Origin of the sequence: Nocardiopsis sp. FR4 (assembly GCF_009830945.1) — a bacterium.
Lineage (GTDB): Bacteria > Actinomycetota > Actinomycetes > Streptosporangiales > Streptosporangiaceae > Nocardiopsis.
Genome location: NZ_VWVV01000009.1, coordinates 131,088 through 147,215 on the forward strand (window position 1 = coordinate 131,088; position 16,128 = coordinate 147,215).

The window sequence follows — 16,128 nt, forward strand, 5'->3', positions numbered from 1 at the left end:
TGTCCACGGCCCGGGGCCACGGGTGGAAGGGGGCGGGGGTGGGTCGGAGGCGGTGTGGATCAGTCGCGCAGGGTGTCGTCGAGGAACGCGAACAGCTCCTCCGGGGTCGCGGACTCCAGGTCCCGGTCCACGGCTCCCGCGCTGGAGGGGGACAGCCGGTCGAGCAGCCCGCGCAGCCGCCGGGCGACGGCCTCGCGGTCCAGGTCGGAACCCTCGTGCTCGGCCAGGGCCGCCTCGATGCCGTCGATCCGCGCCATCACGAGCTGCTCGGTGTCGCCGAAGAGCCGTTCCTCCAGGTGTCGGGCGAGCGCCGCGCACGTGGGGTGGGAGAAGGCCAGCCCGGAGGGCAGCCGCAGCCCGGTGAGGGCGGAGAGCCGGTTGCGCAGCTCGACGGCGGTCACCGAGTCCATGCCCAGGTCCTTCAGCCCCCGGTCGGCGTCGAGCGCCTCGCCGGAGGGGTAGCCGAGGATGGCGGCCACCTGTTCGCACACGTGGTCGGTGAGGACCCTTCGGCGTTCGGCGCGTCCCAGCGAGGACAGCCGCGCCTCCAGACCGCCCGCCGCGGCGCCGCCGGGGACGGTGTGCTCGCCGTCGGCGCGGCCGAGGTCGCCGACGAACGGGCTCGGCCGGTTGGCGGTGAACGCGGTGCGGAAACGCGGCCAGTCGACCCTGGCGATCGCGAGCGCGGTCAGGTCCCGGTCGAGCGTGCGCTCCAGCGCAGCGAGGGCGGCCCCGGGTTCCATCATCGGCAGGCCGTGGCGGTTGAGGAGGGCGGCGACCGCCTCGTCCTCGGCCAGGCCCCCGCCCGCCCAGGATCCCCACGCCACCGACGTGGCGGGCAGCCCGAGCGCGCGGCGGTGGTGCGCCAGCGCCTCACAGAAAGCGTTGCCCGGTGCGTAGTTGCCCTGTCCGGACACACCGAGGACGGCGGAGACCGAGGAGAACAGCACGAAGGCCGACAGGTCCGCGTCCCGGGTGAGCTCGTGCAGGTGTACGGCTCCGTCGGCCTTGGCGCGCAGGGCGCGGGCCACCTGGCCGGGGGTGAGCGCGTCGACCGCGCCGTCGTCCAGGGAGACCGCCGTGTGCACCACTGCGCGGAGCGGGTACTCCTCCGGCACCGCGGACAGGACCTCGGCGAGGGCCGCCCGGTCGGCGACGTCGCACGCGGCGAGGGTCACCCGGGCCCCCGCCTCGCGCAGTTCGGCCTCCAGCGCCCCGGCCCCGGGGGAGGCCGAGCCCCGGCGGCTCACCAGGAGCAGGTGGTCGGCGCCGCGCCGGGCGAGCCAGCGCGCGGTGTGCGCGCCCAGCGCGCCGGTGCCGCCCGTGACCAGGACGGTCCCGGAGGGCTCCCAGCGGCGTACCGCCCGCGTCCGGCCCAGCGGCGCCCGCGTGAGCCGGCGGACGAGGACCTCGCCGCCGCGGATCGCGACCTGGTCCTCGCCGGGTGCGCGCCCCCCGCTCAGGACCTCCGCCAGCACCCGGCCCGCGTCCTCCGTCGCGGCGGCGGGCAGGTCGACGAGGCCGCCCCACCGGTCGGAGTGCTCCTGGGCGGCGACCCGGCCGAACCCCCACACGAGGGAGCCCAGAGGGTCGGTCACCCCGGCCCCGGCCGGAACCGCGCCCCGGGTCAGGCACCACAGGGGTGCGGTGACCCCGGCGTCACCGAGGGCCTGGACGAGCGCGACGGTGCGCGGGTGGCCGGTGGCTTCGGTGGGCAGGGCGGGCGCCCCGTCCCCGGAGGCACCGGGCAGGGCCAGGGCCGAGAGGACCCCGACGAGGTCCCCGGTCTCCTGGTAGGCCTTGCCGATGAGCGCGGCGGTCAGGGCGCGGTCGGCGTCCGCGGGCACGTCCACCGTCCGCACGCGGTAGCCGCGCGCCTCCAGGGACGCGGCGCCGTCCGCGACGGCGGGGTCCGTCGCGCCGGAGCCGAGCACCAGCCAGGTGCCGGGCGGAACCGGGCGGGACGGTCCCGCCTGAGCGGGCGTCCACTCCTCGGTGTAGGACCACTCGTCCCACGGGTCGGCGCTCCCGGCGGCCGCGGGGAAGGGCGGTGCGGCGCCGGCCCCGTCGCCTCCGCCCGCCCTCCAGAAGTACTGGTGCTGGAAGGCGTAGGTGGGCAGGTCGACCACGCCGCGGCCGCCGCCGTACACCCGCTCCCAGTCCGGGGCCACGCCGTGCACGTGGGCCTCGGCCAGTGAGGTCAGGAACCGGCGCGGTCCGCCCTCGTCCCGGCGCAGGGTGCCCAGGACCACGGTGTCGCGCACCTGGGACTCCTCGCAGGTCTCCTGGAGCGCGGAGTTGAGCACGGGGTGCGGTCCGACCTCGACGAACGTGTCGTAGCCGTCGCGCAGCAGGGCCCGGGCGGCGTCGGCGAACGCGACCGGGCCGGCGAGGTTGCGGTACCAGTAGGCGGCGTCCGTCTCCGCGGACTCCAGCCTGTCGCCGGTGAGGGTGGAGTACAAGGGCACGTCGGGCCGGAGCGGCGTGATCCCGGCCAGCGCCGTGGTGACGCGCGCGCGCAGGCGCTCCACGTGGGGGGTGTGCGAGGCGTAGTCCACCGCGACCAGCCGGGCGTGGACGCCCTCGGCCTCGTACCGCGCGACCAGGGTGCGCACCGCCTCGGGTTCGCCCGCCACGACCGTGGCCGACGGGCCGTTGACGGCCGCCACGTGGACGTCGCCGCCCAGTGCGGCGAGGCGCTCGCGGACCCGGCCGGCGGGCTGGGCCACTGACGCCATCGCCCCGGTGCCCGACAGTTCCAGGAGCGCCCGGCTGCGCAGCGCCACGACCTTCGCGGCGTCCTCCAGGGACAGCGCCCCGGCCACGCAGGCGGCGGCGATCTCACCCTGGGAGTGGCCGACCACGGCCGCCGGGCGCACCCCGTGGGCGCGCCACAGCTCGGCGAGGGAGACCATCACCGCCCACAGCGCGGGCTGGACCACGTCCACCCGCTCCAGGGCGCCCGCCTCCCGCCCCCGCAGCACCGAGGTCAGCGACCAGTCCACATGGGGGGCCAGCGCCCGCTCGCACTCAGCCACACGCCCGGCGAAGACGGGCGAGGCCTCCAGGAGTTCGGCCGCCATGCCCTCCCACTGGCCTCCCTGGCCGGGGAAGACGAACACGGGCTGGCGCTCGCCCCTGGCCACGCCGAGGACCGTCCGGGGGTGGGGCCGCGCCCGGGCCAGGGCGTCCAGGGCCTCGAGGTACCCCTCCCGGCCGTCGGCGACGACGGCGGCCCGGTGCTCCAGCGCGGAACGGGTGGTGGCCAGCGACCAGCCGACGTCGGCGGGGTCGGCCCCGGGCCGGTCCCGCAGGTGGTCGCGCAGCCGCGCCGCCTGCCCGCGCAGGGCGGCCTCACCGCGCGCCGAGAGCGTCCAGGGCCGGGGGCCGACCGCGAGCGCGGGCTCCGTGACCCGCGCGGGACCCTCCTCGTGCGCGTGGTCGGCCTCGGGCGCCTGCTCGACGATGACGTGGGCGTTGGTGCCGCTCATCCCGAAGGAGGACACTGCGGCCCGGCGGGGACGGTCGGTCCGCGGCCAGGGGCGCTCCTCGGTGAGCAGTCGGACCGCCCCCACCGACCAGTCCACGTGCGGTGTGGGCTCGTCGGCGTGCAGGGTGCGCGGCAGCGCTCCGTGTTGGAGGGCCAGCACCAGCTTGATGAGTCCCGCGACCCCGGCCGCGGCCTGGGAGTGGCCGACGTTGGACTTGAGCGAGCCCAGCCACAGGGGCCGGTCGGCCGGGCGCTCGCGGCCGTAGGCGGTCAGCAGCGCCTGCGCCTCGATCGGGTCGCCCAGGGTGGTGCCGGTGCCGTGCGCCTCGACCAGGTCGACGTCGCCCGGTTCGAGTCCGGCGTCGGCCAGGGCACCGCGGATCACCCGCACCTGGGAGGGCCCGTTGGGCGCGGTGAGGCCGTTGGAGGCGCCGTCCTGGTTGACGGCGCCGCCGCGGACCACGGCCAGGACCCGGTGCCCGTTGCGGCGGGCGTCGGAGAGGCGTTCCAGGACGACCATGCCCACGCCCTCGGCGAAGCCCGCGCCGTCGGCACCCGCGCCGAAGGCCTTGCAGCGCCCGTCCGGAGCCAGTCCCCGCAGGTGGGTGAACTCGGTGAGCGGGCCCGGGGAGGACATGACCGTCGCCCCGCCCGCCAGCGCGAGCGAGCACTCGCCCGCGCGCAGGGCGCGCACGGCCAGGTGCACGGCCACGAGTGAGGAGGAGCAGGCGGTGTCCACGGTCATGGCGGGGCCGGTCAGCCCGAGGGTGTAGGAGATCCGGCCGGAGGCGACGCTGAGCGCCGTCCCGGTCATCGCGAGCCCGTCCTCGGGCGCCTGGGACAGCCGGGGACCGTACTCGGGGGTGAGCGTGCCGACGTAGACGCCGGTGTCGGACCCGGAGAGCGAGGACGGGGCGATCCCGGAGCGCTCCAGGGACTCCCAGGCCACCTCCAGCAGGAGGCGCTGCTGCGGGTCCATGGCCTCGGCCTCGCGGGGGGAGATCCCGAAGGCCTCGGGGTCGAACTCGCCCGCGGCGTCGAGGAAGGACCCCTGGGACATCGCGGAGCGGGGCTCCCCGCCGCCCTCCCCCAGGAGCGCGGCGAGGTCCCAGCCTCGGTCGCCGGGGAGGGGGCCCACGGCCTCGCGGCCGTGGGTGAGCAGGTCCCACAGGTCCTCGGGGCTGCGGACCCCGCCCGGCAGGCGGCAGCCCATCCCCACGATCGCGATCGGTTCCCGGAAGGCGGCCCGGCCGACCGCCTCCTTCAGACGTGCGTTCTCCTTCAGCGCGGACCTGAGTGCCGCGACCAGTCGGTCATCGGTAGTCATCTGCCGTCTCCTGTCCACGTGGGGGTGCGTGGGCCTCGCCCTGGAGGGCGAGGTTCAACAGGTCCTCGACCCCCATCGCATCGATGCTGCTCTCCTGCGCTCCGGCGTCGTCGGCGGGCGCGTCGTCCGCTGTGTGCCTCCGGGGGGTCTCCTCCGGGAGGTCGTCGGTCACGAGGTCGGCCAACAGGAGCGCCAGCGCTCGCGGGGTCGGGTGGTCGAAGACGGCGGTGGCCGGAACCCGGACGCCGACCGCGGCGCTGAGCCGGTTGCGCAGCTCCACGCCGGTGAGCGAGTCCAGCCCCAGCTCCGTGAAGGGCCGTTCCGCGTCCACCCGGGAGGGTCCGGCGTCCGGCCCGTGACCCAGGACCACGGCGGTGTGCGCGCGGACCTCGTGGAGCAGGGCACGCTCCCGCTCGGCCCCGGACATCCCGGCGAACCGGTCGGCGGCGGGGTCCGCGGGCCCTGCGGCCGCCGGGGTCTCCCCGCCGGCCCGGACCGTAGGCCCGGCCAGGCCGCGCAGTACGGCGGCGCCGGTGCCGGCCGCGGTGTCCAGGCGGGCGGGGACACTGTGGACCATGTCCCACAGCAGCGCGGTGTCCAGGTGGCGCAGTGCCTCCTCGGCGGGCATCGGCAGCAGGCCACCGCGGCCGAGCGCGCCGAGGTCGGCCTCGTCCAGGTGCCCGGTCATGCCGCTGGGCCCGGCCCACAGCCCCCAGGACAACGAGGTGGCGGGCAGCCCCTGCTCGCGGCGGTGGTGGGCCAGGGCGTCGCAGAAGACGTTGGCCGCCGCGTAGTTGGCCTGCCCCGGGTTGCCCAGGACCCCGACGGCCGAGGAGAAGAGCACGAACGCCCCCAGGTCGGCGTCGGCGGTCAGCTCGTGCAGGTTCCAGGCGATGTCGGCCTTGGGACGCAGCACCCGGTCGACCTGTTCGGCGGTGAGCGAGGTGAGGAGGGCGTCGTCGAGGACGCCCGCGGCGTGCACGACGGCCCCCAGGGGGCGGTCCTCGGGGATCCGGCGCAGGAGCCGTTCCAGGTCGCCGCGGCCGGCGGCGTCGCAGGCCGCCACCTCCACCCGGGCGCCCAGGGCCTCCAGTTCCGCTGTGCGCGCGGCCTGGTCCGCGGTGTCCGGACCGCCCCGGCTGGTGAGCAGCAGGTGGCGCACCCCGTACCCGGTGACCAGGTGGCGCGCCACCCTGTGGCCGAGGGTCCCGGTGCCGCCCGTGACCAGCACGGTGCGTTCCTGCGGGAACGGCGCCGGGACGGTCAGGACGAGCTTGCCGACGGTCTCACCGCGCTGGAGGGCCCGCAGGGCGGTTCCCGCGTCGCGCAGATCGTGGACGGTGGTGGGTAGGGACCGAATCGCGCCGCTGGCGAAGAGCTCCATGAGGCGCCTGAGCATCTGCCCGATCCGCTTCGGGTCCACGTCGGGAAGGTTGAACGCCTGATAGTCGCGGCCGGGGTGGGACTCGGTGAGGTCCTCCTGGGAGCGGATGTCGGTCTTGCCCATCTCCACGAACCGTCCGCCCGGACCCTCCCCGTCCTGGGGTGAGCGCAGCAGACGTAGCGATGCGTCCACGAACTCGCCGGTCAACGAGTTGAGGACCACGTCCATGCCCCGCCCGCCGTTGGCGGCGCGAAGACGCTCCTCGAACTCCAGGGTCCGGGAGGAGGCCAGCCGTTCCTCGGGGAGCCCGTACTCCGCCAGTCCGGCCCACTTGTGGGGGCTCGCGGTTCCGAACACGCGCGCGCCCATGTGCTGGGCGAGCTGGACGGCGGCCGTTCCCACGCCGCCCGCGGCCGCGTGCACCAGGACGCTGTCGCCCGGACGCACCGCGGCCAGGTCCACCAACCCGTGGTACGCGCTCAGGAAGGCGACGGGGACCGCCGCCGCCTGCTCGAAGGTCCACCCCTCGGGGATACGGGCGAGCCGGTCGGCGTGGGCGACGGCGACCGGCCCGAACGCGCCGTCGAACATGCCGGTGACGCGGTCGCCCGGAGCCAGGTCGTGGACGGCGGAGCCCGTCTCCAGGACGATGCCCGCTCCCTCGATGCCCATGCCGCGTTCGCCCTCGACCAGGCCGAGGGCGACCACCACGTCGCGGAAGTTCACCCCCGCAGCCCGCACGGCGACCCGCACCTCCCCGGGGTCCAGGGGAGCGGCGGCCCCGGGCGCGGGCAGCAGCTCTAGATTTTCCAGCGACCCCGGGGCCCGGGTGTCCATCCGCCACAGCGGCCCGGGCGGAGTGAGTTCCCGGGCCCCCGCCTCGGTCAGGCGGGGTACCAGGACCGTGCCCGAGCGCAGTGCCAGCTGCGGTTCACCCAGCTCGACCGCTCCGGGGAGTACCCGGTGGGAGTCCTCGGAGCCGTCGGAGTCCACGAGCACGAGGCGGTCGGGGTGCTCCCGCTGCGCAGCGCGCAACAGCCCCCAGACCGGGGCGGCCCCCAGACCAGCGACCCCGTCCTCCCGGCCGGTGGCCACGGCGCGCCAGGTCACCACGACCAACCGCGCGTGGGCGTACCGTTCGTCGGTCAGCCAGGAGCGGACGATGCGCAGCGCCGCGTCGAGTCCGGCGCGGACCGCCTCGGGGACCGGCGTGCCCTCCGTGTAGACCGCGGTGGGGGGCAGCTCGGTGTAGACCGTGGACGGTACGGGCTCGTCCGGGCCGAGGGAGGCCAGGTCGGGCAGGTCGGTGGGCACGTCCGGCACGGGGTCGGGGACGGGCGCCGCCTCCCACACCAGTTCGTAGAGCCCGGGCAGTTCGGCGGGGTCGCGTTCGGGCAGGGACTGCCGGTCCAGGGGGCGCATTCCCAGTTCGTCCACGGTCACGACGGGGGCGCCGTGCTCGTCGGCGGCCAGGATGCGGTAGCGCCCCTCGCCCAGCTCGGTGATCCGCGCCCGCAGGGTTCGGGGGGCGGCGCCCCCCGTCGGCGGCGTGACGCGCACACCCGACCAGGCGAAGGGCACCAGGAGTCCCTGCCGCTCCGCGCCGTGCGCGAGCAGCGCGTGCAGTACGGAGTCCACCAGGGCCGGGTGCGGGCCGTGGAAGGGACCGCCCGTGGCCGCGCCGTCGGGGAGGACCACCTCGGCCAGGAGGTCCCGGTCACGCCGCCAGACCGAGCGCAGGCCGCGGAACACCGGACCGTAGGTGTAGCCGCGCCCCTCCAGGAGGGCGTAGTCGGCCCCGGTGTCCACGGGTTCGGCGTCCTCGGGGGGCCAGGTCGGCGCCTGGTGCCGCGGGGCCGACGGATCGTCGGGGGCGAGGGTGCCCGAGGCGTGCCGTGTCCAGGCGGCGTCTCCGCCGCCCTCGGGGCGGGCGTGGAGGTGCAGTTCGCGAACGCCGTCGCCGTCGGCGGGGCCCACGGTGACCTGGAGCGACACGCCCCGGTCCGCGGTCAGCACCAGCGGGGCCTCCAGGACTAAATCGCGTATCGAGGGGGAACCGACGCGCGCGGCGGCGTGGGCGGCCGCCTCCACCATGGCCGTCCCGGGAACGAGGGTCCGCTCCCACACCCGGTGGTCGCTGACCCAGGGGTGGTCGGCCGGACTGATCCGTCCGCTGAACACGGTGCGCCCGTCAGCCAGCTCCAGTCCGCCGTCGAGCAGCGGAGCCGGAGCGAGGGCGGGGGCGGACATCCAGTGGCGGCGGCGCCGGAAGGGGAGCTCGGGCACGACGACGGGAGCGCCCTCGTCCTCGACGCCCTCCAGCACGACGTGCGCGTTCGTGCCGCTGATACCGAAGGAGGAGACCGCCGCCCGCCGGGGTCGCCCGGTCTCCGGCCACGGTTCGGCCTCGCGGAGCAGTCGCACACCGCTGCCCGCCCAGTCGACCTTGTCCGTGGGCTCGTCGGCGTGCAGTGTCCTGGGCAGCTTCCCGTGCCGCAGCGCCTCCACCATCTTGATCACCCCGGCCACACCGGCGGCGGCCTGGGCGTGGCCGATGTTGGACTTGAGCGAGCCCAGCCGCAGCTCGTCCTCGCCCTGGCGCGCGTTGCCGTAGACGGAGATGAGGGCCCGGGCCTCGATGGGGTCGCCCAGGCGGGTGCCGGTGCCGTGCGCCTCCACCGCGTCGACGTCGTGCGAGGTGAGCCGGGCCGAGGCCAGCGCCTGCCGGATCACCCGTTCCTGGGCCTCTCGGCTGGGAGCGGTCAGGCCGTTGCTCGCACCGTCGGAGTTGACCGCGCTTCCCCTGAGCAGGGCCAGCACGGGCCGTCCGGCGCGGCGGGCCTGGGAGAGGCGCTCCAGCACCAGCATGCCCGCGCCCTCCGCCCAGGCCGTGCCGTCGGCCCCGGCTCCGAAGGCCTTGCAGCGCCCGTCCGGGGACAGGCCGCGCTGGGCGGAGAACTCCAGGAACATGCCGGGGGTGGCCATCACCGTGGCTCCGCCCGCCAGCGCCATGGAGCACTCGCCCCGCCGGACGGCCTCCGCGGCCTGGTGCAGGGCCACCAGGGAGGAGGAGCACGCGGTGTCGACGGTCATCGCGGGGCCGCGTAGACCGAACACGTAGGCGATGCGCCCCGAGGCCACGCTCAGGGTGCTGCCGGTCAGGCGGTATCCGCCGTCGGTGCCCGCGCCCGGGTCCGCCAGGCGGGGGCCGTACTCGGTGGGCATGGCGCCCACGAAAACCCCCACCTCCTGGTCGCGCAGGGCCGCCGGGTCCAGTCCCGCCCGCCGGATCGCCTCCCACGACGTCTCCAGGAGGAGCCGCTGCTGGGGGTCCATCGCGTCGGCCTCGCGGGGGCTGATTCCGAAGAAGTCTGCGTCGAACAGGTCGGCGTCGTGGAGGAACCCGCCCGAGCGCGTGTAGGTGCGGCCGGGCTTGCCGGGCTCGGGGTCGTAGATGCCGTCCAGGTCCCAGCCGCGGTTGTCGGGGAAGGCGCCGATGGCGTCGGCGCCGTCCTCGACCAGCCGCCACAGGGCCTCGGGCGAGTCGGCGCCGCCCGGCAGACGGCAGGCCATCGCGGTGATGGCCACCGGGTCGTCCTCCGGTGCGGCCGGGGCGGCGGGCGTGGCCGGCGCGGCCGGGACGGGGGCGCTCCGCGGGGCGTCCTCGCCCAGTTCACCGGCGAGGAACTCGGCCAGCGCGGCGGGCGTGGGCACCTCGAACAGGACGGTGTCCTCCAGCCGGACCCCGGTCTCCTCCTCCACCAGGTCGGCGAGTTCGAGCAGCATGATCGAGTCGAAGCCCAGGTCGCGGAAGGCCCTCTGCTCGTCGGCCTCGGGCAGGGAGTCCTGTTCCAGGATCCGGGCGCTCAGGGCGCGGACCAGTTCCCGGGCGCCGACGCCCCCGGGGGCGTCGGCGGCGACCCGCGCCGGAGCCGCGGGCACGGGCGCGGAGAGGGGTGCCGGCGCGGTCTCGGGCCAGAAGCGCCTGCGCTGGAAGGCGTAGGTCGGCAGGTCCACGCGGCGCGCGTTCGTGTGCCGGAACAGGGCGCCCCAGTCCACGTCCACTCCGGCGGTGAACGCCTGGGCCGCCGACGTGAGCAGCTGCGCCTGGTCGCCGCGGTCGCGGCGGAGCGTCTCCAGTACCGTGCCTCGGACCCCGGCCGCCTCCAGGGTGCGCTCGATCCCGAAGGAGAGCACCGGGTGCGGGCCGACCTCGACGAAGGTGGTGTGTCCGGCGGCGACGGCCGCCTCCGTCGCCTCGGCGAAGCGGACCGTGCCGCTCAGGTTCCGGTACCAGTACCGGGCGTCCAGGACGGGGCCGTCCTCCGTCAACCGCTCACCGGTCAGCGTGGAGAAGAACGGCACCCGCGGGGAGCGCGGTGCGAGCGGGGCCAGCTGGTCGAGCAGTTCCCCGCGGATACGTTCCACGTGCGCGGAGTGGGAGGCGTAGTCCACGTCGATCAGGGCGCCGTGGACGCCGTTGTCGAGGCAGTGCTCCACCGCGCGGCGCACCGCCTGGGCGCCGCCGGAGACCACGACCGAGTCCGGTCCGTTGACGGCCGCCAGGTACAGGTCCTCGGCCTCGGCGACGTACTCCCGCGCCCGCTCCCTGGTCAGGCCGAGCGAGGCCATGCTCCCGGTCCCCGCCAGGGAGGTCAGGGCCCGGCTGCGCAGGGCCACCACGCGCGCGGCGTCCTTCAGGGACAGCGCCCCGGCCACGCAGGCGGCGGCGATCTCGCCCTGGGAGTGACCGATCACGGCGGCGGGTTCCACACCCAGCTCCGACCACACCCCGGCCAGGGAGACCATCACGGCCCACAGGACCGGTTGGACCACGTCGACCCGGGCGCCGGGCCCGGCATAGGGCGGTGCCCCGGGATCGCCCCGCAGCACCTGGACGAGCGACCAGTCCACGTGGGGGTCCAGGGCCCGCTCGCACTCCAGCAGTCGTCGGGTGAACACCTGGGCCAGGGGTCCGGCTCCGCCCAGGAGGTCGCGGGCCATCCCCGCCCACTGTCCGCCCTGGCCCGGGAAGACCAGGACCGGCCCGCTCCGGTCCCGGGCGTCCTCGGGCACGGCCGCGGGGCGTATCGACTCCAGCTCCCGGGTTCCCCCGCCGTTCGGGGCGAGTATCACCGCGCGGTGCTCGAACACCGCGCGGGTCGTGGCCAGGGACAGTCCGACGTCCTCGGCGCGCAGGCCCGGGCGTGCGGAGACGAAGGCGTGCAGGGCCGCGGCCTGCGCGCGCAGCGCGGCCTCCGAACGCGCGGAGATCACCCAGGGCACCGGGTCCAGGGCACCCTCCGCCGCGCTGGGCTCGGTCCGCTCCGGCCTGGGAGGCGGGGGCGGCCCGAGCACGAGGTGGCAGTTGGTCCCGCCCATCCCGAAGGAGGAGACACCCGCCAGCGGAGCGTCGGCGGGCCAGGGCTCGCGCTCGGTCTGCGGGGACAGCCCCAGCCGCTCCAGGTCGATGCCGGGGTTGGGCGAGGCGAAGTTGCGGGTCGGCGGCAACTGCCCGTGCGACAGGCTCAGCACGACCTTGAGCAGTCCGGCCACCCCAGCGGCGCCCTCCAGGTGGCCGATGTTGGTCTTCACCGAACCCACGCGCAGGGGCTCGCGCCCGCCCCGGGAGAACACCTCCCCCAGAGCGGCGGCCTCGACCGGGTCCCCCGCGGGCGTACCGGTCCCGTGCAGCTCCACGTAGCCCACGTCGGCCGGTTCCGCGCCCGCCTGGCGGTAGGCCTCACGCAGGACCTTCACCTGCCCCTCGACCTCGGGCCGGGCCAGGTAGGAGGTCTGTCCGGAGTTGTTCACCGCCCCGCCGCGCAGGACGGCGTGGACGCGGTCGCCGTCCGACAGCGCCCGGTCCAGGAGCTTGAGCACCAGTACCGCGCCGCCCTCACCGCGCACGTAGCCGTTGGCACGGGAGTCCAGCGTGTAGCACCGGCCGTCGGGTGACAGGCCGCCGAACTCGCTGACGCTGTCGGTGCTCTCGGGTACCAGGATCAGGTTCACGCCGCCCGCGAGCGCGGTGTCGGACTCGCCCCGGCGCAGGCTCTCCGCGGCCAGTTGCACGCTGACCAGCGAGGACGACTGCCCCGCGTCGACGGTCAGACTCGGTCCGCCCAGACCGAGCGCGTAGGAGACCCGGTTGGCGATCATGCCCCGGTGGGTGCCGGTCAGCGTGTGATGGGTGATGGCCGAGCGGCCGCCGGCCCGGAGCAGGAGCGCGTAGTCGGAGGCGATGGCGCCGGTGAACACGCCGGTGCGGGTGCCCCGCAGGTCGGAGGGCGCGATCCTGGCGTTCTCGGCGGCCTCCCAGCTGAGTTCGAGCATGAGGCGCTGCTGGGGGTCCATGGCCAGCGCCTCACGCGGAGAGATCCCGAAGAACGCTGCGTCGAAGTCCTCGGCCCGCTCCAGGTAACCGCCCCAGCGCCCGTCACGGTCCGGAGTCGGCCCGCCGAGGCGTTCGGGGGGCGGGGTGATCGCCTCGCGGCCCTCGCAGAGCAGGCGCCAGAAGGCATCGGGGTTCGGCGCCCCGGGAAGACGGCAGGAGACTCCCACCACGGCGATGGGAGCGGCCTCTACCCCGCGGTCACCGTACGCATGGTCACTGCTCAACGCGCTGCCTCCGCTTCACGTTCCCGTCGTGCGTACACGAGGACTTCTGCGATGTGCGCCCTCACGGGCGGTGTGACTGTACGTGCAGATGCACGGGTGAACCGCCTTTTCCGAGGAGCAGAAGGGCTACCCCGGAACTGATGAAGTCCTTTCCCACGCGGAACACGGCATCCGCGTCGCGGACGGAGCCGGAGACAGGAGGGGAAAAGAAGTACGCGGGGGATACATGGAACACCCTTCGTGACTGGCACGGGTCCTCTTCGGGGATGGCCCATGCCGACGGATGCCTGTCGTGCCAACCACAGACGTCACATAAACCCCACTCATGAACATAAGGCACTTACAGGCACCAACACGAAGGATCGTAACCGCCGCTCAGGTTGCGTGACAACGCAGAGGTTATTTTCGGTCATTCCCTGTAATAATTCGGTCATCGGCATAATCCGGAGCGAAAACACCTGGACAGCGAGAAGCCCGATGCCTCAGGGACATCGGGCTTCCGGGCGGACGCGACTCGGTCAGTCCCCGTGTCGCGCGCGGACCTCGGCTACGTACTGCATCGCCAGCTCCGGATCGAGGAGCCAGCTGCTGTAGTCCGGCGGATAGTCCCATCCCTGGATCCACCGGTCACCCACCTCCGGATACGCGGCGGCCGCGTCGACGAGGTCGTAGAAGTACGGTGGCAGGTCTCCCGCATCCCACAGTGTGGAATTCATCTCAGCCCAGAGTTGATTGTGCAGACCGAATTCCCAGAAACGGTCGAAGGTCCTGACCAGGAATCCCTCATCGAACGCACCGTCACCATGCTCGATGATGCTCTCCAGGTACGCCTTCGCACAACGTGTGGAGTTGTTCCAGCTCTGGCCCACGTACGGGTCCATCGTGACGACCACGTCGGCCATACCGAGCACGCGCCCGCCCGAGGGAAGTACGCCGACGGGGTTGCGGACCTGGGGGGTGAGCTCCTCCACCAGGGTGCTGTTGCGGCCGTTGGTGAGGACCGCGTCCTTGACGCGCTCGAAGTAGTCCGGAGCGTACTGGCGGAGCAGGTCCTTCATCCGCCGCAGCTGCTCCTCGGGGCCCGGACGGTCGGGCCAGGCGTCCATCGGCCCGCCCCGCTTGTCCACGAGGAGCAGGTTGTGGCAGGGCCCCTCCTGCGTGAGGATGGGGAGGAACATGATGTTGCCCGCGTCGGCCGCGGAGGCCGCCCACCCGATGTTCTCGTCACCCTCCTTTTCGGGCCAGACGTCGTAGACCTGTGCCTGGGCGATGGACCGGGGCCTGGCCCCGCTGAACCGGCTCTCGTCGTAGTCGAAGAGCTGACCGAGTTCACCGTGCCCGACGGCCACGATGATCAACTCGAACATCCGGGAGAAGTAGTCCAGGTCGGTCACGGTCACGCCGTGGATGACGACCTTGCCGCCGCGGTCCTCGAAGTACTCCAGCCAGTCGGCCATCTTCACCCGCCGGTCGACCGACACGACGTAGTCGTTGTTCAGGCCGGTCCTGCCCTTGAACGTCCTGACGGGCTGGTCCCCCGAGGGATACAGATGGACTCGCTGTTCACGGATCTGGGGTGAGAGAGCGCTCCAGAGGTCGAGGTCGTGCTGGCGCTCGTACTCCAGGGCCGTCGGGAAGGTGAACTGGGCGACGGACGCCTTGCCCGTACGAATCTCCAGCGAGGACTGCCCCGTGATCACCGTGACGTCGTAACCATGGGTCAGGAGCCCGTGAGCCAGGTGCAGGCCGGCGTGACCCGCGCCGACGATAAGGATCTTGCGCATTGTCGCTAACTTTCCTGGGGAATCTGCGGGGCGGTGGGGAGGACCGGGTCTCCCCGCCCGTCAGGCGACGGGCTCGCTGGCGCGGTTGTGCTCCAACGCGTACCGCAGCAGCGTCTTGAGCACCTCACCCCCGGACAACCGGCTCCGGGCGTCGAAGTCGATGATGGGGACCTCCGGACTGACCTCCAGCGCCTCGCGGACCTGCTCGGCCGTGTAGTCGAGCTGGCCCTCGAACTTGTTCAGCGCCACGATGTAGGGGATCCGCTTGGTCGTCTCGAAGTAGTCGACGGCGTCGAAGGAGTCCGCGAGCCTGCGGCAGTCGACCACGACGACGGCACCCACGGCGCCCCGGACCAGATCGTCCCACATGAACCAGAACCGCGCCTGGCCCGGCGTACCGAACATGTACATGACCAGCTCGTCGTCGATGGTGATGCGACCGAAGTCCATCGCGACGGTGGTCGTCGTCTTGTCGGGTGTGATCGAGGTGTCGTCATGACCGATGCTGGCCTCGGTCATGATCGCCTCGGTCGTGACAGGCGGGATCTCCGACACCGAGCTCACCAAGGTCGTCTTGCCGGCGCCGAAGCCGCCGGCGATGACGATCTTGCTCGACATCTTCTTGCGATTGGACCGCTTGTCACTGGAAAAGTCGTTCGAGACCACGAAGAGCCCTCTCCAGAACCTGGTTTTCCGATGGACTGCTGCCGGTGATGGTCGGGTGGATGTACACCAGGTCCTGTTCGGCCAGGTCGCTGACCAGGACCTGGGTGACGCCCAGGGGGATGTTCAACTCGGCCGAGACCTCGGCCAGCGACCGGGTCTCCCGGCAAAGCTTGTAGATACTGATCGACTCCGGCATGAGGGTGCTGGGAGGTTCCTGCCCTGGCTCGGAGGTCGAGACCAGGGTCTGCACCATCAGCGGATGCCGGGACCGCGTCCGCCCACCGGTGAAGGTGAACGGGCGGACACGGTTACTCCTTCTCCTGCGGAAGCTCATAGCCGAGGCAACCTCTCCTCCCGAACGGTTTCGGTCACCGTCGTCAGTTCTGGATGACCTCGCGCAGCTGCGAGCGCAGCTGCGGCGTGAGCACGTGTGCGACGTTCTCCACGAGCTTGGTCATCTGGAAGCCGATGATCTTGAGCTCGCTGCCGGGGGCGGTCAGGACCGCCATGCAGGAACCGTCGCTGATCGCCATGATGAACAGGTGCCCGTGGTTGAAGCGTACGAGCAGCTGCTCGCACTCACCCCGCTGGAAGAGGCTCGCCCCGCCCACGGCCAGGCTGTGCAGGCCGCTGGCGATGGCCGCGAGCTGCTCGGCGTGCTCCTCGGGGAAGTCGCTGGAGTGGGTCAGCACCAGACCGTCGGAGGAGACCACCACGGCGTGCTCGACACCGCGCACGTCCCGGACGAACCGGTCGATGAGCCAGGAGAAGTTCTCAACACTGTCGTTCACGGATTCAGTCATCGCTGTGCCTTACCTGCCTGGGCGGAGTGTCGTGTTCGCTGGGGGATGCGGGG

6 protein-coding genes are annotated in these 16,128 nt (G+C 73.6%); all 6 read right to left on the reverse strand.

Translation table 11 applies throughout. From position 1 onward, the window contains the following. Positions 1-59 precede the first annotated feature (59 nt). The gene (locus FYW95_RS10975; protein WP_159942964.1) at positions 60-4,817 is read right to left on the reverse strand and encodes a type I polyketide synthase; all 4,758 of its coding nucleotides are present in this window, start codon (positions 4,815-4,817) and stop codon (positions 60-62) included. Beyond that, entirely contained in the window at positions 4,804-12,822 is an 8,019-nt protein-coding gene (locus FYW95_RS10980; protein WP_236567825.1) for a type I polyketide synthase, read from the reverse strand. The genes FYW95_RS10975 and FYW95_RS10980 overlap by 14 nt, the downstream gene beginning before the upstream one ends. 518 nt (positions 12,823-13,340) lie before the next feature. Next, positions 13,341-14,606, reverse strand: coding sequence for a styrene monooxygenase/indole monooxygenase family protein (locus FYW95_RS10985; protein ID WP_160050316.1), 1,266 nt, complete (start codon positions 14,604-14,606; stop codon positions 13,341-13,343). Between the two features lie 60 nt (positions 14,607-14,666). Then, positions 14,667-15,224: a GTP-binding protein gene (locus FYW95_RS10990; RefSeq protein WP_159942966.1), complete on the reverse strand. Its 558-nt coding sequence runs from the start codon at positions 15,222-15,224 to the stop codon at positions 14,667-14,669. A gap of 22 nt (positions 15,225-15,246) precedes the next feature. Then, entirely contained in the window at positions 15,247-15,606 is a 360-nt protein-coding gene (locus FYW95_RS10995; RefSeq protein ID WP_159942967.1) for a DUF742 domain-containing protein, read from the reverse strand. Between the two features lie 43 nt (positions 15,607-15,649). After that, entirely contained in the window at positions 15,650-16,075 is a 426-nt protein-coding gene (locus tag FYW95_RS11000) for a roadblock/LC7 domain-containing protein (protein WP_159942968.1), read from the reverse strand. Positions 16,076-16,128 lie beyond the last annotated feature (53 nt).

Excerpts from the sequence above, each read along its gene's own strand:
- FYW95_RS10975 (WP_159942964.1), bottom strand. The coding sequence starts at position 4,817 with ATGACTACCGATGACCGACTGGTCGCGGCACTCAGGTCCGCGCTGAAG.
- FYW95_RS10985 (WP_160050316.1), bottom strand. The coding sequence starts at position 14,606 with ATGCGCAAGATCCTTATCGTCGGCGCGGGTCACGCCGGCCTGCACCTG.
- FYW95_RS10990 (WP_159942966.1), bottom strand. The coding sequence starts at position 15,224 with ATGTCGAGCAAGATCGTCATCGCCGGCGGCTTCGGCGCCGGCAAGACG.
- FYW95_RS10995 (WP_159942967.1), bottom strand. The coding sequence starts at position 15,606 with ATGAGCTTCCGCAGGAGAAGGAGTAACCGTGTCCGCCCGTTCACCTTC.
- FYW95_RS11000 (WP_159942968.1), bottom strand. The coding sequence starts at position 16,075 with ATGACTGAATCCGTGAACGACAGTGTTGAGAACTTCTCCTGGCTCATC.